This window comes from Acidovorax sp. KPB24-07 (genome assembly GCF_057543315.1).
The window spans coordinates 1-19,627 of sequence record NZ_BAAJYS010000053.1; the positions used below are offsets into that span (position 1 = coordinate 1).

The following is a 19,627-nucleotide window of genomic DNA, read 5'->3' on the forward strand; positions in this document are numbered from 1 at the left end:
CAAGCGCCGCCGCAGGCTGGCCCCGGGCCGCGCTGTGCGCGGGACGGGCGCCTGCGGTCGTCCATTCCACTCCAGCCGGGCCGCGGGGCGTTGCACGCCACCGGGGCGGAAAGATCCTTCGCATGACATCTCCCAATGGCCCCAGTGGCAACGCCGCCGAAATCAGGCGCCTGCTCCAGCCCTTCCTTCCGTGGATCGCGCTGTCCGCCATCACCGGCATCGGGGCCGGCGCGGCCACCGTCGCGCTGCTGGCCACCATCAACCGGGTGCTCAACACGCCGGGCGGGCTGGCCGGCGGGCTGCTCATGGTCTTCATCTGCCTGTGCCTGGGCGCCCTGGCCGGCCGGGTGGTGTCCGACATGTCCAGCAACTTCGTGGGCCAGCGCCTGGTGGCGCAGGTGCGCAAGGGGCTGGCCCAGAAAATCCTCGCGGCGCCCATTGATGCGCTGGAGCGCTACCGCACCCATCGGCTCATGCCCGTGCTCTCGCAGGACGTGGACATGATCAGCGACGTGGTGTTCGCGCTCTCGGCCACCCTCATCGCGGTGGCCATCGCGCTGGGCTGCCTGATCTACCTGGCCGTGCTGTCGCTGCCGCTGTTCGGCGTGCTCATCGTGGCGCTGGCCATCGGCGCCACCATCCAGGTGGTGGCGCAGTCGCGCGGCGTGGCGGGCTTCTGGAAGGCGCGCGAGTACGAAGAGCAGTTGCACAAGGCCTATCGCGGCATCAGCGAAGGCGCCAAGGAACTGCGCATGCACCGCGCGCGCCGCGCCCGCATGTTCAGCGGGCAGATCGAGCGCGTGGTGGACAGCATCCGCACCGTCAATGGGCGCGCCATCAACACCTATGTGATCGCCACGGCGTTCGGCTCGGCGCTGTTCTTCCTGCTGATCGCGCTCATTCTCGGCTGGGCCGCGCTGCGCGCGCCCGAGCCGGCCGTGCTCAGCGGGTTCGTGCTGGTGCTGCTGTTCCTGAAGGGGCCCATGGACCAGATCGCCTCGGCGCTGCCCGGCGTGGGCCGGGCCAAGGTGGCCTTCCAGCGCATCGCGGACCTGTCGGCCCGCTTCGCCAGCCCCGAGCCGCACCTGCCGCTGCACGCGCAGCAGCGCGAAGCCCGCCTGGACGATGCCATCGAACTGCGCGACGTGCGCTACGCCTTCGATGCACCGCAGGGCGGCGAGCCCTTCGTGCTCGGCCCCATCAACCTGCGCCTGCGCAAGGGCGAACTCGTCTTCGTGGTGGGAGACAACGGCTCCGGCAAGACCACCCTCATCAAGCTGCTGCTGGGGCTGTACGCACCGCAAAGCGGCACCATCGTGCGGGACGGCGAGGCCGTCGTGCCCGAGACGCGCGACGACTACCGCCAGCTGTTCACCACCGTGTTCTCGGATTTCTACCTGTTCGAAGACCTGCTGGGCGGCGAGTCGGTGGGCTCGACCGAGCAGGCCCAGAAGTACCTGGAGCGTCTGGAGATCGCGCACAAGGTGTCGGTGAAGGACGGCGTGTTCACCACCACCGACCTCTCCACCGGTCAGCGCAAGCGGCTGGCGCTGGTGCATGCCTACCTGGAGGGGCGCCCGGTGCTGGTGTTCGACGAATGGGCGGCCGACCAGGATCCCACCTTCCGTCACCTGTTCTATACCGAGCTGCTGCCCGAGCTGCGCGCCAAGGGGCACCTGCTGGTCGTCATCTCCCACGACGACCGCTATTTCCACCTGGCCGACCGCGTGGTGACCATGCAGGCGGGCCGCGTGGCGCAGGACCGCGTGGCCCCCGCCACGGCGGGGCAGGGTGGCGGGCACGGCGGGCCGCCGCCTGCATCGCCGCAGACGGTGCCGCACGGCCCTGGGGTGCCACCGGCCCAGGCCACGAGGGAGGAAGCCCGGGAAGACCTGACGCCAGCGTGATCCCCGGCGCTGTGCGCGCCGTGTGCGGCAGGCACTGCGAACCCTGGTGGGGCGGAAGTTTGCTCCTTTTTTTGTAGCGGTATGCCCTAGTGAAATATGCCGTGAAAGCCAATTTGGCTTGAATCATTCGCAGACTGCCACCGCCCGCATACACTGATCCCCTCCGGTCTCCGGGACCCTCAGGGAATCGCCATGCGCCCTTGCACGCTCCGTGTTCTGTCTTCCTTTCCGGCGGTGCTGGGGCTGGCGTTTGCGACCTTCGCGCACGCGCAGCCGCCCGCCGCCACGGTCTGGACCAATTCGATCGGCATGCCCTTCGTGCGCATCCCGGCCGGCCGCTTTCGCATGGGCAGCGACGAATCCCCCGAGGCCCTGGCGGCGTCCTACCCGCTCATGGAGCGCCAGCGCTTCACCCTGCTGGCGGACGAGGCGCCCGTGCACACCGTGCGCATCCGCCGCGCGTTCTACCTGGGCCAGACCGAGGTGACCGTGGGCCAGTTCCGCCGCTTCATCGAGGCATCGGGCTACCGCGCCGAATCCGAGGCCGACGGCACGGGTGGCTATGGCTACAACCCCGGCTACGACCCGGCCAGCACCGCGCGCGGCGACGCCTTCGAGGGGCGCGACCGGCGCTACTCCTGGCGCAACCCCGGCTTTGCGCAGGGCGACGACCACCCCGTGGTCAACATCACCTGGCACGACGCGCACGCGCTGGCGGCCTGGCTCAGCAGCACCGAAGGTCACCGCTACCGCCTGCCGACCGAAGCCGAGTGGGAATACGCCTGCCGCGCCGGCACGCGCACCCGCTATCCGCACGGTGACGATCCTGAAGGCCTGGTGCGCCACGCCAACACGTTCGACCAGGACGCCGTGCCTTACTGGCCCCGCTGGCAGGCCCAGGCGCTGAAAGGCCACGACGGCCACGCCTTCACCGCGCCGGTGGCCAGCTACCCCGCCAACGCCTTCGGCCTGCACGACATGGTGGGCAATGCATGGGAATGGGTTTCGGACTGGCACGGCGACACCGCTTATGCCGAGTCGGCGCGCGACGATCCGCAAGGCCCCGCGCAGGGCGATGTGCGCGTGCGCCGCGGCGGCTCCTGGCACACCTGGCCGCTGTATGCGCGCTGTTCGTACCGCAACTGGAACAGCCCGGACACCCGCTACACGCTGGTGGGGGTGCGGCTGCTGCGGGAGATCGACGGCACGGTGGCCGCCCGAAACAAGGCGGTGCCGCCCGCCGCGCGCTGAGGGCCGTCCCGGCCCCCGGCCGTGCGCCGCTTGAATGGCGGGCGATCCGCAGCGCGGCGACTGTCGGGCAGCGTGGCTTCACGCCGCCATGCCGTCAGTCCGCGGGTGCGGGCTCCTGCACGGATTGAAGAATCGCCAGCAGCGGATCGTTGGGATCGGGCCGATGGGTTTCCGGCCGGGTCGGGTCCCAATCCGGATTGTTGCGGTTGAGCCATGCGCCGATCACGATGTCGCGCGCCAGGGCCCTGCGCTCTTCGGCCAGGGCTTCCAACGCCTCCTGCGTGGGCGGGGATTCCGACGATGCATCGGGCGCGGGCTCGGATTCGTACAACTGCTGCTCCACGTTGGCCACGGCTTGCTCGAAATCGCGCAGCACATAGTGCGCCAGCAGGGCCCGTTCGTCGAACGGGGGCGGCGGTGCATCGCCAGCGGTTTCAAGGGGCGATGCGTCAGAGGTCACAGGGGTTTCGGCGAGGTATTCGGTGGTCATGGCAGGTCTTGCGAGATGAGGTGGCCGAGGCGGCGATCAGGTTCGTTGTGCGCAATCGACAGGCATCACCAACTGGACTGGAATCGCTGGTATTGGTGCGACATGCGGTAAGGGTCGAAATGCGCCATGTCGTGCTTGAACACCGATGCCGCATGCGCGAATGATTGGTAGGTGTGCGCCGCCGCCCGGAACGGGTAGGCCGCCTGGTTGAGAGCGGTTTGCGCCATGTGTTCGGCCCGATAGACGGCCGACTGCACCGCATGGTCGATGCGATGCCCCATGTTCTGGATCTTGTGTTCCGCCCGGTACATGGCGTGGTCCACCCTCTGGGCAGCGGAGTGCGCAACCTGTCCCACCTTGTACCGTGCCGCATTCACGCCATGGGCCACGGCCGCGCCTGCGAGCAGCGCGCCGCCCACGCCCACCATGGCCACCTGGGTCGCCTGGTGCAGGGCGGCGTTGCCATACCGCTTGGCCTGATGGGCCAGCCGGCGCGGATCGAACCGTTCCATCGTCGATGCCAGGGAGGACGCCGCCTGGCGCGCTCCTTGCGACATGCCATGGGCCGTTTCCCCGAAAAACGCGCGGGCATGGCCTGCCGCCTGGGAATAGGCCGCCTGCGCGCGGTGCCGATGGTCGGCCTGTGCCAGGCGATGTTCCCCCGCCAGCTGGGGATAGCTGAAGCCCGGGCGGGACGCGGCATGGGACTCTGCGCGGAACGCCGAATAGCCGTTCTTGAGCTTCTGCACGTCGTTTTGCATGCCCTGCGATGCCTGGTGCACGGCGCCGTGGGCATGCATCGCGGCGTTGGAAAACGCCTGCATCATCGGCGAGCGCCCGCGCGGGGCCATGCCACCGTTTTGCGCCGGGTTCTCGCGGCCCTGCAGCCCGTTGAAACCGCTCGAGGACTTGCTTTTGCCGGTCGGGGTGCCGGGTGTGGCGGAAGGTGCCGGTTCGGTCGAAGCGCCTGCTGAACCCATGGCGGTCCGCAGCTTGTTGAAGCTGAATATCGATGTCATTTACCGTATCCCATGCAAAAAGAAGGGGCGACTGCAACCGGACGGCCGGCTTCATGTCGTGGCTGAAGGGGATGGTGCCGCCTGGCTGGCCACGCCGCCTGAAGCGGTCCGAACCGATCGGCGTGCAAGCGAAGGCCGTGCAGGCCCCGCGGACTTTGGCCGGCCGCCATCCCGCCACCCGTGGGAACACCGTTTGCTAAAGCATCGGCATGTCCACGCAAGACGACGAAGACCCCATCCAGCATGCGCGCCGGCTTCGATCGGCCGCGGTGGCGCTGCGGCAATCCCTGCACCAGGCGGCCGAGCGCCTGCATCTTGCGCGCACGGCCCTGGCCGAGCAACGCCAACGCGTGGCTCCCGACCGGGTGGAAGGCCCGCGCGCCGCGCGGTTACCACACGACCCGACACGGGGCGGGTTCCGCTGAGGCCGGAGGTCAGGCACGGGCCAACGCCACCGATCCTTGCTTTTTCGCGCATTCCTTCGCGCCCCTGCCGGGGCCTGCCTGCGCCCCGTGACCCGGCGCACGGCGTGGCGCTGCCCTTGCCGTAAAACTTGCCGTCAAACGCGCCTCCTGTGCGCCGCACGCTGCCCCGGCGTGGCGTCTGACGCGGCCCGGCCCAAGCCCTCCATAGAGTGGCCGCTCATCCATTCACTGTCTCGAAGGAATGTCCCATGAGCGACGAAAAGCACGGCGAGCCCAATCCCATCGTCAACGCACTGTCCAACACCATCGCCGCGATCCGCGCGGACGATGACCAGCTCGAACTGGCCAAGGCCCACGAGGCCCTGCACCCCAAGGCCATTGAGAAACTCAGCGTGCAGGAAGCCCGCAGCCAGCCCACCGTGGCGGATGCCGTGAAACACCTGCTGACCCAGCAAGGCCGGGCCACCGACCCCGCCGCGCTGGTGCCCGGCGTGCGCGCCACGCCCCTGTCCATCGACACCGACCACGGCCCACTGCAGGCCACTGTCTATGCACCGGAAGATGCCACCGGCCAGGGCGCCGAGCTGCCCGTGGTGCTGTTCTTCCACGGCGGCGGCTGGGTCATCGCCGACAAGGAGGTCTATGACGGCGGTGCCCGCGGCCTGGCCAAGCAGGCGCACGCCATCGTCGTGTCGGTGGACTACCGCCAGGCACCGGAGCACAAGTTTCCCGCCGCCTGGGACGACGCCCTGGCCAGCTACCGCTGGCTCACCCAGTTCGCCTCCCGCATCGGGGGCGACGCCCGCCGCCTGGCCCTGGCCGGCGAGAGCGCCGGCGGCAACCTGGCCCTGGCCACCGCCATTGCCGCCAGGGACGCCGGCCTGCCGCCGCCCCGGCACGTGCTGAGCGTGTACCCCGTGGCGCAGACCAGCCTCAACACCGAGTCGTACCTCGAAAACGCCATCGCCAAGCCATTGAACCGCGCGATGGTGAAGTGGTTCGTCGACCATCTGGTGCGCACGGAGGACGACCTGGCCGACCCGCGCCTGTCCCTCGTCGACGCCGATTTGCGTGGGCTGCCGCCCGTGACCATCATCAATGCCCGCCTGGACCCGCTGCGCAGCGACGGAGCGAAGCTGGAAGACGCCCTGCAAAAGGCCGGCACGCCGGTGGAGCGCCGGGAATACGAAGGCGTCGCGCACGAGTTCTTCGGTGCCGCCGCGGTGCTGGAGAAGGCGCGGCTGGCGCAGGCCTACGCGGGGGAGCGTTTGCGGGAGTCGCTTGCGATCTAGGCTGCTTTCTTGCTGATCGGCACGGCGAAGGTTGCTACGCACGGGTTTTCACGGGGCATTCCTCTGCGGAATGCCCCGTGTCCTATTTCTCGTTTGAATAAACGAAAGGGGAAATCGACACTGCATCGTCACAACACTTTGACATGGAGTAGACATCTTGAATCGATTGGCCCACACCGTTCTCGCCGCATTTCTCATCGCGGCATCTCCCTTCACTTCGGCCCAGACCGTGACCGTGGGTTTCGGTTCAGACGTGACTTCGCTGGATCCGCACTATCACATCTTCTCGCCCAACCAGAACATCGCCGACCATGTCTTCAACCGGCTGATCGAGCGCAACGACCAATTGCGCATGGTCCCCGGCCTGGCGCTGTCGTGGAGGGCCATTGACGACACCACGTGGGAATTCAAACTGCGCCCCAATGTGAAATTCCACGATGGCACGCCCTTCACGGCAGAGGACGTGGCCTTCTCGATCGAGCGTGTCCCCACCGTCAAGGGCAGCCCCGGACCTTTCACGCTCTACACCAAGGAGATCCAGTCCGTCACCGTGGTGGACCCCTTGACCGTGCGGTTCAAGACCAGGGCGCCGCACCCCCTCCTGCCCAACGACATGGCCGTGGTGCCCATGGTCTCCAAGAGCGCCGCGTCCACCGCCAGCACGGCCGACTTCAACAGCGGCAAGGCCGCCATCGGAACCGGGCCCTACAAGCTGTCGCGGTACGTGCGTGGCGAGCGCATCGAGCTGGCGCGCAACGATGCCTACTGGGGCAGGAAGCCGCAGGCAGAGACCCTCGTGTTCAAGATCATGACCAACGACTCAGCCCGCGTGGCGGCGCTGATGTCGGGTGATGTCCAGGTGATCGACGCCGTCCCGGTGGCGGACTTCAAGCGGCTGTCCTCCGACGCCAACCTGTCGCTGGTGCAGCGCACCGGCACTCGGCTGATGTACTTGTACCTGGACCAAGGCCGGGATGTCTCTCCATTCCTCTCGGACAAGGACGGCAAGCCACTGGCCGCGAACCCGCTCAAGGATCTGCGTGTGCGCCAGGCGATCTCCAAGGCCATCGATCGCGAGGCCATCCGCGACAAGGTCATGGAAGGCGCGTCCAAGCCCACGGGGCAGTTGATGATCCCTGGACTTTCGGGCTACAGCGAAGCGCTCAAGGTGGAGCCTGTCGACGTGGCCGGCGCGAAGAAGCTGCTGGCGGACGCGGGCTACCCCAACGGTTTCAACCTCACGTTGCATGGCACGAACAACCGCTATGTTCAGGACGACCAGATCTTGCAAGCGGTCGCGCAGATGCTCAACCGGATCGGCGTCGGCGTGAAGGTGGAGGCCATGCCGTCGGCGGTCTTCTTCCCGCGCAACAACAAGGGTGACTTCTCGGTGTCGATGTCCGGGTGGTCTCCCGACAGCGGCGAGGCTTCGTCCCCACTGCGCTCCTTCATTGCAACGCCCAACAAGGACAAGGGGTATGGCACGCTCAACGCTGGCGGCTACAGCAATCCCAAAGTGGACGCGCTGCTGGAAAAAGCGCTGGCCACCATCGACGACGCCGCACGCGACAAGCTCTTGCAGCAGGCCACCGAAGTGGCGATGAACGACAAAGCCGTGATCGTGCTGCACCACCAGGTGAACCTGTGGGCCACGCGCAAGGGCCTCAAGTACGGCGGCCGCTCCGACGAACGGACCTACGGCTTCGACTTCCAGATCAACGCGCCCTGAACACACGGGGCCCATCGCGGCCGCGGCTGGATGGGCCTCTCGGGCCGCCGACGGCTACATAGCACACCGGAGCAACCATGGACTTTTTCCGAAGGCGGGTCATGACCGCCGGTCTCATTGCGGGACCGCTGGGAACGATCCTCTCATCCATGGCGTCGTCTCAGGAGGTCGTGTTTGGACAATCAGCCCCGCTGACCGGTCCCTTTGCATCGCTGGGGGAGAGCTACCGAAACGGTGCGCTGCTGGCCTTCGACGAGGCCAACAAGTCGGGCGAGCTGGGCGTGCGTCGTGTGCGTCTGGTCACGCTGGACGATGCCTATACCGTGAACAAGGCCGTCGTGAACGCCAAGGCCTTGATGGAAGAGCATCGCGTGACGTGCTTCTTCAATCACATGTTCACCAACACGGTCCGGGCAACCCTTCCGTTGGCGGTCGATGCGGGCATTCCCTTTGTGGGGGCCTATTCGGGACACCCCGACCTGTACCGCAACGACCAGCCGTTGCTCTTCATGACGCGCGCCAGCTTTGCGCAAGAGCTCCATCGAATCCTCGACTATTTGGTGTCCGTCGGCTACCAGCGCACGGCGCTGGTGTACTACGACAACGCGGTGGGCGAGGAACTCCGGCAGGAAGTGGAGTCAGGCCTGGTCCAACGGGGGAGACCACTTTTCGCCAGCGCGAAGATGCCCGTGGGCGGGAGCGCCGTGCCGGCAGCGAGGGGCACGGCGGACAAGGACATCGACGCGGTGGTACTGGGCGTATCGGGCAGCGACGCGGTCGCCTACTTGCGCATGCAGCAGGCCGGCGGACGTCGGCCCGCCTACTTTGCTCGCAGTCTCGTGGGAAGTGCCCAACTGCACCAGGAGCTCGGCGCCGATGCCGCCGGGATCATCATTTCCCAACTGGTTCCTTCGCCATTCAAGCCCACGCTGCCGGTCGCGCGTTCCTACCTGAGGCTGCTGGCGCAGCGCGATCCGAGAGCGCTTCCCACCTTTGTGGAGCTCGAAGGGTTCATCAATGCGCGGCTGATGGTCACCGCCTTGCGCAAGATCGAGGGCGCCGTGTCCAGAGAGTCCTTGCTGCGGGCCCTGTCTGCCGTGGGACGGACGGAGATTGGCGGGTTTGCAGTCGACTTCGAAGGCCGCAATCGCAATGGCTCGCAGTACGTGGAGCTCACGATGCTGCGCAGGGACGGAACCTTCGCGCAATAGGCAGGGCGCATGAAAACGCCATGACGGCCTGCATGGCGCGAGCAAAGCCTGGGCTGCCGGCTCAGTACGTGTCGATAAAGACGGCGTCGTGGGCAATGCCAGGCCCCGCCAAGGCCGACCGCGTCTCCTGAGCCTCCTGCAAAAGCCACGAGCGGAACACGGCCAGCGCCGGGTCGTTTTGCCGACGCTCCGGCAGCACGAAGTAGTAGCCGTATCTGCTGGTGCAACCCAGCTGCAGTGGATTCACCAGTTCACCCCGGTGCAGTTCCTCCTGCGCGTACACGATGGGCACGAGCGCCATCCCCATTCCCGCAGTGGCTGCCTTGAGCATGGTCGAGTAGAACTCATAACGAATGAAATGGGTCTGCTGGGGCAAGGCGACGCCGTGCTCGCTGCAGAACTCATCCCACGCATAGGGCGTTTCGAAATGCTTGAACAAGGGGAACTGCTTGATCGCGTCGAGCGATGTGAACGGCGTGCGCTCCAGCAGCGCTGGCGACGCGACCAGCACCATCCTGCGCCCGAACAAATAGTCGCTGATGCATCCGGGCCAGGCGCCCTCTCCGAACTGGAAAGCGCCGTCCGCCTCGGTCTCCTGCGCCCGGTCGCGCGATAGCAGGCTGGTGAACTGCACGTCCACGTCGGGATGGTTCTGCGCAAACCGCGAAAAGCGCGGCAGCAGCCACCGGTCGCCCAGGATGGCCAGGATGCGCAGGGTCAGCGACGACGGAGCCGTGCTGAGCGTGGACAGCTTGCCGGACGCCATCGCCAATTGCGTGAGGAGCGGGCGCACTTCATCCAGGTATATACGGCCCAGTTGCGTCAGCACGAGGCCCCGGTTCACGCGGACGAACAGCGTGACGCCCAGGCTTTCTTCAAGCGTCCTGATCTGCTTGCTCACCGCGCTCTGGGTGAGGAACAACTCGTCGGCTGCTCCGGTGAATGTCAGGTGCCGCGCGGCCGCCACAAAGGTGCGCAGTGCCGTGGTGGAGGGAATGACATTTCGCATCGGGGCACCTGTTTTTGCCGTCGCCAGGACGGCGAGGAATGGTCGAACGAATATAAGTCACTTCACTGTCACAGACAAGATTCGTAGCATCCGATGCATCTCTTTCACACAGGTGCGACATGTCTGTTTATCTGGTTCGAAGGCTCCTGCAGAGCGTTCTGGTGCTCGCGGTGATGTCGCTGTTGGTGTTCATCGGAGTGTTCGCCATCGGCAACCCTCTGGACATGCTCATCAGTCCTGAAGCAGACCAGGCAGAGATCGCTCGCGTGACCGCTGCAATGGGGCTGGACCAGCCCCTGTGGTCGCAGTACCTGCATTTTTCCGGCCAGGCACTGAAGGGAGATTTGGGCACCTCTTTCGTGCACAACGTGTCCGCGATGGGGCTCATCCTGGAGCGCCTTCCCGCCACGTTGGAGCTCGCCGTCGTGGCGATGGGCCTGGCGGTGCTGATCGGGATTCCGTTGGGATTGTGGGCGGGCGTGCGGCCCCACTCGCTGGCTGGCAAATCGATCATGACGGGCTCGATCATCGGCTTCTCGCTGCCCACGTTCTGGGTCGGCCTGATGCTCATCATGGTGCTGTCGGTGCTGTGGGGCCTGCTGCCTTCCAGTGGCCGCGGGGCCACCGTCAACGTGGCGGGTGTGCCGCTGTCGATCTTCACGGCCGACGGCTGGAAGCACCTGTTGCTGCCCGCGCTCAACCTGGCTCTGTTCAAGCTATCGCTGGTGATCCGCTTGACCAATGCGGGCACGCGTGAGGCGCTGCTGCAGGACTACGTGAAGTTCGCACGCGCCAAGGGCCTGCCGATGCGGCGCGTCATCGGCGTGCATGTGCTCAAGAACATCATGATTCCCATCGTCACCGTGGTGGGCCTGGAGTTCGGCTCCGTGATTGCGTTCTCGGTGGTGACGGAGTCGGTGTTTTCCTGGCCCGGCATCGGGAAGCTCCTCATCGAGTCCATCAATCTGCTGGACCGCCCCGTCGTGGTGGCCTACCTGCTGATCGTGGTGACGATGTTCATCGCCATCAACCTGGTGGTGGACATCCTGTACTCGGTGCTCGACCCCCGCGTGCGCCTGGCGGATTCCGCCAAGTAGTTGCCGGATTGCGCAACCCCTGTCCCAGAAAGCCTCCCATGAACTCCTCATTTCAGCAGCTGCTGCATACCTTCGCGCGCAGTCGCATCGCGCTCGCCGGCTTCACCCTTCTGGCTGCCATGCTGCTGTGCGCATTGCTCGCGCCGTGGATCACGCCCCAGATGCCATACGACCTGTCGCAGCTCAACCTCCAGGATGCGCGCCAGCCGCCCGGGGGCGCATGGTCTGAAAAGCCGGGGCACACCTATGTCCTCGGCACGGACGACCAGGGCCGCGACATGGTGTCCGCCATCGCCTTCGGCCTTCGCATCAGCCTCTTCGTCGGGATCGTCAGCACCTTGATCGCGCTGCTGATCGGCGCCGTCCTGGGGCTCATTGCAGGGTACGCAGGGGGGCGCACGGAGACCGTGATCATGCGCATCGCGGACATCCAGCTATCGTTTCCTGCCATCCTCATCGCGCTCATCCTGCTGGCGGCGTTGGGGCAGGGCGTCTGGAAGATCATCGCCGCCCTGGTGGCCGTGCAGTGGGCCTACTACGCACGCACCACGCGCAGCGCAGCCCTGGTCGAACGCAGGAAGGAATATGTCGAAGCGGCCATTCTCCAGGGCCTCTCGCGCACCCGCATCGTGCTGCGGCACCTGCTGCCCAACTGCCTTCCTCCACTCATCGTGGTCGCGGCGCTCCAGGTGGCGGGAGCCATCTCGCTGGAGGCAACCCTGTCCTTCCTTGGCATCGGATTGCCGATCACGGAGCCCTCGTTGGGTCTGCTGATCGCCAACGGCTTTCAGCACATGCTGTCCGGCAAGTACTGGATCAGCCTGTTCCCGGGACTGGCCCTGGTGGCGCTCATCGTCAGTATCAATCTGGTCGCCGATCGGCTCAGAGACGTCCTCAACCCCCGTCTGCAACAGAACTAGAAAGGATTGCCATGATGATGTTCAGCCCAACCATTCCCACGTTGGAGGTGGAAGACCTCAAGACCTACTTCTTCACCGAAGCGGGCGTCGCCAAGGCGGTCGATGGCGTGAGCTTTTCCATTGCTCCCGGCCAGGTCATGGGCCTGGTGGGAGAGTCGGGATCGGGGAAGTCCATGACAGGCTATTCGATCGTCGGGCTCATCGACAAGCCCGGTGAGATCGTTGGCGGCAAGGTCCTGTTCAAGGGGCAGGACCTGCGCACCCTGCCGCAGGACCAGTTGCGAAAGCTGCGCGGCAAGAGCATCGCGATGATCTTCCAGGACCCGATGATGACCCTCAACCCGGTGCTCACGGTCGGCACCCAGATGGTGGAAACCGTGCTGGCGCACGAGCGCATCAGCCGGGAGGGGGCGCGGCAACGCGCCTGCGAGGCCCTGGCGCGCGTTGGCATCGCTTCGCCGCATGAGCGGCTGGCCGCGTATCCCCACCAGTTCTCGGGCGGCATGCGGCAGCGCGTGGCCATCGCGATCGCCTTGTTGCACAAGCCCGATCTGATCATTGCGGACGAGCCGACCACCGCGCTGGACGTCACCATCCAGGCGCAGATCCTGTGCGAGATGCAAAAGCTCTGCAGGGAGTCCGGGACATCGCTCATCTGGATCACCCACGATCTCTCCGTGGTAGCGGGCCTGGCGGACACGGTCTCGGTGATGTACACCGGAAAGATCGTCGAGTTCGGAACCGTCCAGGACGTGCTGCTGCGTCCGATGCACCCGTACACGCGCGGCTTGATCAACTCGCTGCCGTCGCGCAATCCAAGGGGTGCTCCCCTGCGCCAGATCGATGGGTCGGCGCCGCCTTTGCTGTCGCTTCCCAAGGGATGCACTTTCCGCGAGCGCTGTCCCGCGGCCGGGGCGGAGTGCACTTTGCCTCCCCCGGTCCGCAAGCTGAACCAATCCACGGTGAGCTGCTGGTCCCCCTTCACTGCGCAGGTGATGTCATGAGCATTCTTTCCCCTTCTGAAATCGGCCTCGCGCCGGTGTCCGGCGCGCTGGCCAAGCCGCCGTTGCTGGAGTTGAAGAACATCAGCAAAAGGTTCTCTCCACCCTCGGACATCGCGCAACGCATCGCGATGCGCATGGGCCTGGCCAAGCCGGTGCCCACGGTGCATGCGGTCAGCGACGTGTCGCTGGCCATACGCGCCGGAGAGGTCGTGGGGCTGGTGGGTGAATCGGGTTGCGGCAAGTCCACGCTCGGGCGACTGGCAGTCGGTTTGTATTCGCCGTCGGAGGGCACCAGGTCCTGGCAGGGGCGTCCGATGGACACCCTGTCCGCGCAGGAGCACCGGCGCGCGCGCCTGGACATCCAGATGGTGTTTCAGGATCCCTATGCCAGCCTCAATCCGCGGATGCGGGTGCAAGACCTGGTGGGCGAAGCGGCCCGTGTGCACGGTCTCGTGTCGCGCGGGCAGCAACGGGAGATGGTGTCCGCGCTCCTGGAGAAGGTGGGTTTGCCGACGACGGTGCTGCGCCGCTTTCCCCATCAGTTCTCCGGCGGGCAGAGGGCACGCGTGGGTATCGCACGCGCTCTGGCCCTTCAGCCCAAGTTCCTCGTGTGCGACGAGGCGGTGGCCGCACTCGATGTGTCCATCCAGGCCCAGGTGATCAATCTCTTCATGAAGCTGCGAGAAGAGTTGAACTTGACGTACCTGTTCATCAGCCACGATCTCAGCGTGGTGCGGCACATCAGCGACCGGGTGGTGATCATGTACCTGGGCCGGGTAGTGGAGGAGGCCCCGGTGGAGGCCTTGTTCAGCCGCCCCAACCACCCCTACTCGCAAGCCCTGCTGGCTGAGACGCCAACGCTGGAAGTGCGCAAGAAGACCTTCGTCGCCGTGCAGGGCGAGATTCCTTCGCCGCTGGCGCCTCCGTCGGGCTGCCACTTCCATCCCCGTTGCCCCCATGCGGTCGCACGGTGCAAGGTGGAGCAGCCCGTGCTGCGGGCCATCGACACCGCGCACCGTTCCGCCTGCCATCTGAATGATCTGAAATGAACGACCGCATCCCCATGCCGAGCCTGGCAACCCTCGATATTGCCAGGACCCTCATCGGCTTCGACACCACGAGCCGCGAATCCAACCTGGGGCTCATCGAATGGGTCCGGGATGAATTGCGCCGCCTGGGCGTGGCCACGCGGCTGACTTACGACGCGGGCCGCACCAAGGCCAACCTGTTCGCGACGCTGGGCGAGGAGGGGCCGTCGGGCGGCATCGTGCTGTCCGGTCACACCGACGTCGTGCCGGTGGATGGGCAGGACTGGCTGACCGATCCGTTCAAAGCCGAGATCGCAAACGGCCGCCTTTTCGGGCGGGGCAGCTGCGACATGAAGGGCTTCATCGCGTGCGCCCTTGCCGCTGCACCGCAGATGCTTTCGCGCCAACTGGCGCGGCCACTGCACCTGGCGCTTTCGTACGACGAAGAGGTGGGTTGCATCGGCGTGCGCGGGCTGCTGGCAGACCTCGCAGACCAGGGCATCCGGCCCGCGGCCTGCGTGGTGGGCGAGCCCACGCTGATGCAATTGGTCATTGCGCACAAGGGCTACCGCTCCATGCGGTGCTGCCTGCAGGGCCGGGAGGCCCATTCTTCCCTCACCCCCAGCGGCCTCAACGCCATCGAGTACGGTGCGCAGATCATCGTGCAGCTGCAGAAGATGGCCGAAAAGGAAGAAAAGTACGGCCACCGCGATGGCGACTTCAACGTTCCGTTTTCAACGCTCAATTGCGGCACCATCCAGGGCGGCATCGCGCCCAATGTGGTGGCGAAGGACTGCGAATTCTCCGTGGAACTGCGCTACCTGCCCGATGGCAGCGGCGAGCGGCTGCTCGACGACCTGAAGGCCTTTGCCGAAACGCAGGTGCTCACGCAGATGCGCGCACGCTATCCCTCGGCCACGCTGCGCTGGACCACCCTGAGCGACACACCGGGATTGAGCATGTCGCCCTCGTCGCCCTTCGTGCAGTGGCTGCGCGGGATGTCGGGCAACCCGTCCCGGCTGGGGCGCGTGGCCTACAGCACAGAGGCGGGCCTGTTCCAGCGCGCGGGAATCCCGACGGTGATCTGCGGCCCGGGCAGCATCGAGCAGGCCCATCGCCCCAATGAATACGTCGAGCTGAGCCAGCTTGCCGCGTGCGAGGACTTCCTGCAAACGATCGCATTGCATGCGGGCGATTGCCCGCCTGGGCACTGACTGCGGCCACCGAGGTACCTCCATGAAATTCCCTCTCGCGCTTTCCATCGGCCAACGCATGGCGCTTGGTTTCGTGTTCGTGCTCGGCCTGTTGATCGCGGTGGCTGGCTTGCACGTCGTGGAGTCGCGTGCCACGGGCTCGCGGCTGCGGACCATCGTGGAAAACAACAACCCCAAGAGCAGCCTGGCGCAGTCGATGCTCAACCACATCAACGAACTGGCCGTGCAGGCGCGCACCATCACGCTTCTGACCGATACCAAGGACATCGCGCTCGAGGTGCAGGCGCTCGAAGCCGCCCTGGCCGCCTACGGCCGGATCGAAACGCATCTGGAGGGCCGGATCGGCGAATCGTCGATGTCGCCGCAGGAAGATGTGCTGCTGCGGGAAATCGCCCAAGCCGCTCGCGCAACCGTACCCCTGGTGCGGCGCGCCGCCAAGGAAGGGCAGGAGGGCGCCAACATCGAAGCCACGATGACCTTGATGGAAAAAGTGCGGCCCCAGGAAGCGGTGTGGCGGCGCAAGGTGGCAGAGCTGGTGGCCCTGGAGGAAGAGCTCAATCGGTCGGGGTACGAGCAGGCCCAGGCTGCACAGTCGCGGGCTGGCTGGCTCATGGGCGGGCTGGTGGTGCTGGCCCTCGTGGCCGGTGCGCTGGTGGCCTGGCGCATCACCCGCAGCGTGACGCGCCCGGTGGCGAAGGTGGTTGCAGTGGCTGAGCGCATCGCCCAGGGAGACCTCACCTCCGCCATCGAACTCGATGCGCGGGATGAGATCGGGCGCCTTTTGCTGGCGATCCTGTCGATGCAGGATCGGCTTCGCGACCTGGTCGGGCAGATCCGCGTGTCGGTGGATTCCATCGAGATCGCGAGCAAGGAAGTGGCCGACGGCAACATGGACCTTTCGCGCCGCACCGAAACAACCGCGTCGAGCCTGCAGCAGACGGCCGCCTCCATGGCGCATCTCATGGGCACGGTGCAGCAGAACGCACAGGCAGCGGGGCATGCGAACCAACTGGCGTCCGATGCTTCCCAGGTCGCGTTGCGGGGCGGGGCGGTGGTCAGCCAGGTGGTTGCAACCATGCAGGAGATCCATGAGAGCTCGCGCCGGATTGCGGACATCATCGGCGTGATTGACGGTATCGCCTTCCAGACCAACATCCTGGCGCTCAACGCGGCCGTGGAAGCCGCACGGGCCGGCGAGCAAGGCCGTGGATTTGCGGTGGTGGCATCCGAAGTGAGAACGCTTGCCCAGCGAAGCGCCCAGGCTGCGAAGGAAATCAAGTCCCTGATCGGAAGCTCGGTGGACCGCGTCGGGGTCGGCGGGCGGCTCGTCGGCGAAGCCGGCGCCACCATGACCGACATCGTGGAAAGCGTACAACGCTTCACCAACATTATGCGGGAGATCTCCAGCGCGGCGCATGAACAATCGAGCGGGATTGGCGAAATCAACCGGGCGATCACCCAGCTGGACCACATGACCCAGCAAAACGCCGCCCTGGTCGAAGAATCCTCGGCGACCGCAGCGGGCCTGAGAGGGCAGGCCCAGGCGCTGTCGCGCACGGTGACGGTGTTCAAGCTCGAGCCTGGCGTTCTTCCCGTGGCCCTGGCGCCCCCGTATCCACCCCCTGCGCTGAACCGCCTCACCCTGGCGCCTTGAACGTCGGGACGTTCCGGACCTGCGGGGCCCGCCACCGCGCGCTTGTCGGTCTGCGCAATGCCTGCCGGTGTGGGGGCTTTGCACCGGGGGGCGCCGCACTTTTCAAATTGTCCGAATGCAGAATCTTCTCGAGCGCATCGCCAGCGCGGTGCGTCCATTGGCCCGCACGGGCCGCGTGGCCAGCTACATCCCCGGTTTGGCCGATGTAGAACCTTCGCAGTTCGGCATCGCCATTGCCACGCTGGAGGGCGACATCTACGCAGCCGGCGACTCCGACCAGCCATTCTCGATCCAGAGCATTTCCAAGGTGTTTGCGCTCACCCTGGCGATGCGTCTGAAGGACGATGAACTCTGGGCGCGTGTGGGGAGACTGCCTAGTTCGAACCAGTTCAATTCGCTCATCGAACTGGAACTGGAGGAAGGCAAGCCGCGCAACCCGTTTCTCAATCCCGGGGCGCTGGCGGTGTCCGACATGCTCAGCAGCCGCAACACCCAGATGGAACTGGCCGTGCTGTCGCTCCTGCGCGATCTTTCGGGCAATGCGGCGCTGCAGTACGACCTCGATGTGGCAAGGGGCGAGTTCGCCTGCGCGCACAGGAACCTGGCGGCCGCGCACCTGATGAAGAGTTTTGGCAATTTCCGCAACCCTGTCGAGGACGTCGTGAAGGCGTATTGCGCCCAGTGCGCGATCGCAGCCAGCTGCAAGGACCTGGCGGTGGCCGCGCTGTTTCTTGCCAATGGCGGTGCTGACCTGCGCATGCGCAAGGTCCTGGAAGCCCGCCAGGCCCAGCAGGTGTGCGCGCTCATGATGAGCAGCGGGACCTACGAAGCCTCCGGTGAAACCGCCTTTAGCATAGGGTTGCCGATCAAGAGCGGAGTCGGTGGTGGCGTCCTCGCCGTGATTCCCCGGTTTGGCACGGTGTGCTCCTGGTCGCCGCCATTGGACGAGAAGGGAAACTCTGTCGCCGGGTTGAAAGCCATCGAGCTCGTTGCTGCCGAACTGGACAGAACGGTTTTTTCATGAAGAGAACCGCAAGCCAACGGGTTGAACCTTCGCCTGGTTCACCCCTGCGCCAAGGACGGCGAGCTTCATCGCACCGGCCGTGCCAGACCATGTTTGATCCGATCACCCTACGAAGATGAGTGGTCCCTCACCAGGCCGTTGACCTTGAAGTTTGCACCCGCGCGCTGAGTGCAAGTCATGCTTCAAGTCCCAATGCATGGGGTGCTGCTTTTTCGTTGTGGCGGAGACTGTGGCTTTCGAACTACGCATCAAAGGGCTCGCAACGCGGGCCCTTTTCATTTCAGGCTGCTGTGACTCGGTTTTGTGACGCGGTACACAGCGCGCTTCACGCTGCTTACGTGGATCTCGAAATGGTCGGCAAGAGACTGCATCGTGTAGTCGCCCGTCAGGTACATGCGGACCAATAAAGCCTCATCTTTAGATTGCAACGATCGAGATCGACCGAAGACTTGGCCACGTGCTTTTGCGGCCGCAAAGCCCGCAGCACAGCGCTCCCTGATCATGGCTCTTTCGAACTCAGCAAAAGCACCCAAGAGATGGAAGAACATTCGACCAGCTGGCGTGCTCGTGTCAATTGCCTCTGTGAGGCTGCGGAACGCCACTCCTGATCGTTCCAAGGTCTCAGTGAGCTTCATCAGGTCCTGCAGACTTCTGGACAACCGATCCAGCTTGTAAACGGCCAAAGTATCACCAGGCTGGAGGCGAGAGAGCAGGGACTGAAGGGCAGGGCGGTGAGCTACACCGCTGCGCTTCTCCTCAACAATCTGCGTAACGCCAGCACGTTTAAAAGCAGCAAGCTGAACAGCAGTCGATTGCTCTGTGGTGGAAACGCGGGCATAGCCAAAGACGGTCAACGGTCTACGTACCCTGCTTCAAATCGTTTTCGCGCCGCCATGTACTCGTTCGCACACGCATGGGTGCCTGAGTCCAATTTGCAAGCCGGCGAAGCCGTATAGAACTGATTCCAAGCAGCATCCTTTCTGGCTTTGCGTTCTCTTTCAAGCCGATCCGCAAGCGCTAAAGCTGCACGATTTTGTGTAGCTTCACGTTCAGCTTGGATTCGGGATTGCTCTTGCATCAAACGCTGTTGCTCAAGCTGAGCATTCGTTTTTTGAGCCTGTCTCTGGAGTTCAGCGGCTACTTTTTTTGCAGCTTGCTCAACACGCCATGCTGTGATTGCTTCGTACGCAAAAATTGCTGCTAGCGACCCGATAAATACACCGACGGAGATCTTGCAAATGTCAATAAAAACTGAGCCCTCGTTCTCAGTTTGAAACGCTCTTCTTTCCATGTTCCCTCCTATGGCGAAGTGTATCCGGGGGGCAAAAAATACAGGGCGCATCCACTGCGTGG

18 protein-coding genes are annotated in these 19,627 nt (G+C 65.2%); 13 read left to right on the forward strand and 5 right to left on the reverse strand.

Annotation, left to right across the window (positions count from 1 at the left end):
• The first annotated feature begins 122 nt into the window (after positions 1-122).
• Both AC27IQ_RS08830 and AC27IQ_RS08835 read left to right on the forward strand, forming a co-directional pair.
• Positions 123-1,907: a cyclic peptide export ABC transporter gene (locus AC27IQ_RS08830; protein WP_487089242.1), complete on the forward strand. Its 1,785-nt coding sequence runs from the start codon at positions 123-125 to the stop codon at positions 1,905-1,907.
• A gap of 192 nt (positions 1,908-2,099) precedes the next feature.
• Positions 2,100-3,158, forward strand: coding sequence for a formylglycine-generating enzyme family protein (locus AC27IQ_RS08835; protein ID WP_487089243.1), 1,059 nt, complete (start codon positions 2,100-2,102; stop codon positions 3,156-3,158).
• A gap of 94 nt (positions 3,159-3,252) precedes the next feature.
• Here the strand turns inward: AC27IQ_RS08835 and AC27IQ_RS08840 are convergent, their stop codons facing one another.
• Both AC27IQ_RS08840 and AC27IQ_RS08845 read right to left on the reverse strand, forming a co-directional pair.
• On the reverse strand, positions 3,253-3,648 hold the full coding sequence (locus AC27IQ_RS08840; RefSeq protein WP_284429168.1) for a hypothetical protein: 396 nt from the start codon (positions 3,646-3,648) through the stop codon (positions 3,253-3,255).
• A 65-nt stretch (positions 3,649-3,713) separates the two neighbouring features.
• Positions 3,714-4,667 carry a hypothetical protein gene (locus AC27IQ_RS08845; protein WP_487089244.1) on the reverse strand — a complete coding sequence of 318 codons (954 nt, stop codon included), beginning with the start codon at positions 4,665-4,667 and terminating at the stop codon, positions 3,714-3,716.
• 209 nt (positions 4,668-4,876) lie between these two features.
• Here AC27IQ_RS08845 and AC27IQ_RS08850 point away from each other — a divergent pair, with 209 nt between their 5' ends.
• The 4 genes from AC27IQ_RS08850 to AC27IQ_RS08865 all read left to right on the forward strand — a co-directional run bounded on the left by AC27IQ_RS08850 (position 4,877) and on the right by AC27IQ_RS08865 (position 9,324).
• Complete coding sequence (locus AC27IQ_RS08850; RefSeq protein WP_487089245.1) at positions 4,877-5,092, forward strand: hypothetical protein; 216 nt, start codon at positions 4,877-4,879, stop codon at positions 5,090-5,092.
• Positions 5,093-5,340: 248 nt separating this feature from the next.
• On the forward strand, positions 5,341-6,384 hold the full coding sequence (locus AC27IQ_RS08855) for an alpha/beta hydrolase (protein ID WP_487089246.1): 1,044 nt from the start codon (positions 5,341-5,343) through the stop codon (positions 6,382-6,384).
• 157 nt (positions 6,385-6,541) lie between these two features.
• Positions 6,542-8,113, forward strand: coding sequence for an ABC transporter substrate-binding protein (locus AC27IQ_RS08860; protein ID WP_487089247.1), 1,572 nt, complete (start codon positions 6,542-6,544; stop codon positions 8,111-8,113).
• A 101-nt stretch (positions 8,114-8,214) separates the two neighbouring features.
• Positions 8,215-9,324, forward strand: a complete 1,110-nt coding sequence (locus AC27IQ_RS08865) for an ABC transporter substrate-binding protein (RefSeq protein WP_487089248.1) — start codon at positions 8,215-8,217, stop codon at positions 9,322-9,324.
• A 61-nt stretch (positions 9,325-9,385) separates the two neighbouring features.
• On the opposite strand, the gene AC27IQ_RS08870 is transcribed toward AC27IQ_RS08865, so the two are convergent.
• Positions 9,386-10,333 (reverse strand): LysR substrate-binding domain-containing protein, encoded by a 948-nt coding sequence (locus AC27IQ_RS08870; RefSeq protein WP_284429162.1) that lies wholly within the window; start codon positions 10,331-10,333, stop codon positions 9,386-9,388.
• A gap of 119 nt (positions 10,334-10,452) precedes the next feature.
• On the opposite strand from AC27IQ_RS08870, the gene AC27IQ_RS08875 reads away from it, so the two are divergent.
• The 7 genes from AC27IQ_RS08875 (at position 10,453) to AC27IQ_RS08905 (ending at position 18,274) form a co-directional block, all read left to right on the forward strand.
• Entirely contained in the window at positions 10,453-11,430 is a 978-nt protein-coding gene (locus AC27IQ_RS08875; protein WP_487089249.1) for an ABC transporter permease, read from the forward strand.
• A gap of 38 nt (positions 11,431-11,468) precedes the next feature.
• Positions 11,469-12,350 carry an ABC transporter permease gene (locus tag AC27IQ_RS08880; RefSeq protein WP_284429160.1) on the forward strand — a complete coding sequence of 294 codons (882 nt, stop codon included), beginning with the start codon at positions 11,469-11,471 and terminating at the stop codon, positions 12,348-12,350.
• A gap of 14 nt (positions 12,351-12,364) precedes the next feature.
• On the forward strand, positions 12,365-13,354 hold the full coding sequence (locus tag AC27IQ_RS08885) for an ABC transporter ATP-binding protein (RefSeq protein ID WP_284407575.1): 990 nt from the start codon (positions 12,365-12,367) through the stop codon (positions 13,352-13,354).
• Entirely contained in the window at positions 13,351-14,403 is a 1,053-nt protein-coding gene (locus AC27IQ_RS08890; protein WP_487089250.1) for an ABC transporter ATP-binding protein, read from the forward strand. Before AC27IQ_RS08885 ends, AC27IQ_RS08890 begins: the two co-directional genes overlap by 4 nt.
• Positions 14,400-15,596, forward strand: coding sequence for an acetylornithine deacetylase (gene argE / locus AC27IQ_RS08895; protein WP_487089251.1), 1,197 nt, complete (start codon positions 14,400-14,402; stop codon positions 15,594-15,596). Before AC27IQ_RS08890 ends, argE begins: the two co-directional genes overlap by 4 nt.
• Positions 15,597-15,618: 22 nt before the next feature.
• On the forward strand, positions 15,619-17,250 hold the full coding sequence (locus tag AC27IQ_RS08900) for a methyl-accepting chemotaxis protein (RefSeq protein WP_487089252.1): 1,632 nt from the start codon (positions 15,619-15,621) through the stop codon (positions 17,248-17,250).
• Positions 17,251-17,365: 115 nt separating this feature from the next.
• Complete coding sequence (locus AC27IQ_RS08905) at positions 17,366-18,274, forward strand: glutaminase (protein ID WP_284407579.1); 909 nt, start codon at positions 17,366-17,368, stop codon at positions 18,272-18,274.
• A gap of 275 nt (positions 18,275-18,549) precedes the next feature.
• Here AC27IQ_RS08905 and AC27IQ_RS08910 read toward each other — a convergent pair whose 3' ends face one another.
• Complete coding sequence (locus AC27IQ_RS08910) at positions 18,550-19,128, reverse strand: recombinase family protein (RefSeq protein WP_487089253.1); 579 nt, start codon at positions 19,126-19,128, stop codon at positions 18,550-18,552.
• On the reverse strand, positions 19,125-19,627 hold a 503-nt coding region (locus AC27IQ_RS08915; protein WP_487089254.1), incomplete at its 5' end, for a hypothetical protein. The genes AC27IQ_RS08915 and AC27IQ_RS08910, both read right to left, overlap by 4 nt.

What these genes read in the sequence shown, in the direction of transcription:
- AC27IQ_RS08830 (WP_487089242.1), top strand. Translation starts at nt 123, where the DNA reads ATGACATCTCCCAATGGCCCCAGTGGCAACGCCGCCGAAATCAGGCGC.
- AC27IQ_RS08835 (WP_487089243.1), top strand. Translation starts at nt 2,100, where the DNA reads ATGCGCCCTTGCACGCTCCGTGTTCTGTCTTCCTTTCCGGCGGTGCTG.
- AC27IQ_RS08840 (WP_284429168.1), bottom strand. Translation starts at nt 3,648, where the DNA reads ATGACCACCGAATACCTCGCCGAAACCCCTGTGACCTCTGACGCATCG.
- AC27IQ_RS08845 (WP_487089244.1), bottom strand. Translation starts at nt 4,667, where the DNA reads ATGACATCGATATTCAGCTTCAACAAGCTGCGGACCGCCATGGGTTCA.
- AC27IQ_RS08850 (WP_487089245.1), top strand. Translation starts at nt 4,877, where the DNA reads ATGTCCACGCAAGACGACGAAGACCCCATCCAGCATGCGCGCCGGCTT.
- AC27IQ_RS08855 (WP_487089246.1), top strand. Translation starts at nt 5,341, where the DNA reads ATGAGCGACGAAAAGCACGGCGAGCCCAATCCCATCGTCAACGCACTG.
- AC27IQ_RS08865 (WP_487089248.1), top strand. Translation starts at nt 8,215, where the DNA reads ATGACCGCCGGTCTCATTGCGGGACCGCTGGGAACGATCCTCTCATCC.
- AC27IQ_RS08870 (WP_284429162.1), bottom strand. Translation starts at nt 10,333, where the DNA reads ATGCGAAATGTCATTCCCTCCACCACGGCACTGCGCACCTTTGTGGCG.
- AC27IQ_RS08875 (WP_487089249.1), top strand. Translation starts at nt 10,453, where the DNA reads ATGTCTGTTTATCTGGTTCGAAGGCTCCTGCAGAGCGTTCTGGTGCTC.
- AC27IQ_RS08880 (WP_284429160.1), top strand. Translation starts at nt 11,469, where the DNA reads ATGAACTCCTCATTTCAGCAGCTGCTGCATACCTTCGCGCGCAGTCGC.
- AC27IQ_RS08885 (WP_284407575.1), top strand. Translation starts at nt 12,365, where the DNA reads ATGATGTTCAGCCCAACCATTCCCACGTTGGAGGTGGAAGACCTCAAG.
- AC27IQ_RS08890 (WP_487089250.1), top strand. Translation starts at nt 13,351, where the DNA reads ATGAGCATTCTTTCCCCTTCTGAAATCGGCCTCGCGCCGGTGTCCGGC.
- argE (WP_487089251.1), top strand. Translation starts at nt 14,400, where the DNA reads ATGAACGACCGCATCCCCATGCCGAGCCTGGCAACCCTCGATATTGCC.
- AC27IQ_RS08900 (WP_487089252.1), top strand. Translation starts at nt 15,619, where the DNA reads ATGAAATTCCCTCTCGCGCTTTCCATCGGCCAACGCATGGCGCTTGGT.
- AC27IQ_RS08905 (WP_284407579.1), top strand. Translation starts at nt 17,366, where the DNA reads ATGCAGAATCTTCTCGAGCGCATCGCCAGCGCGGTGCGTCCATTGGCC.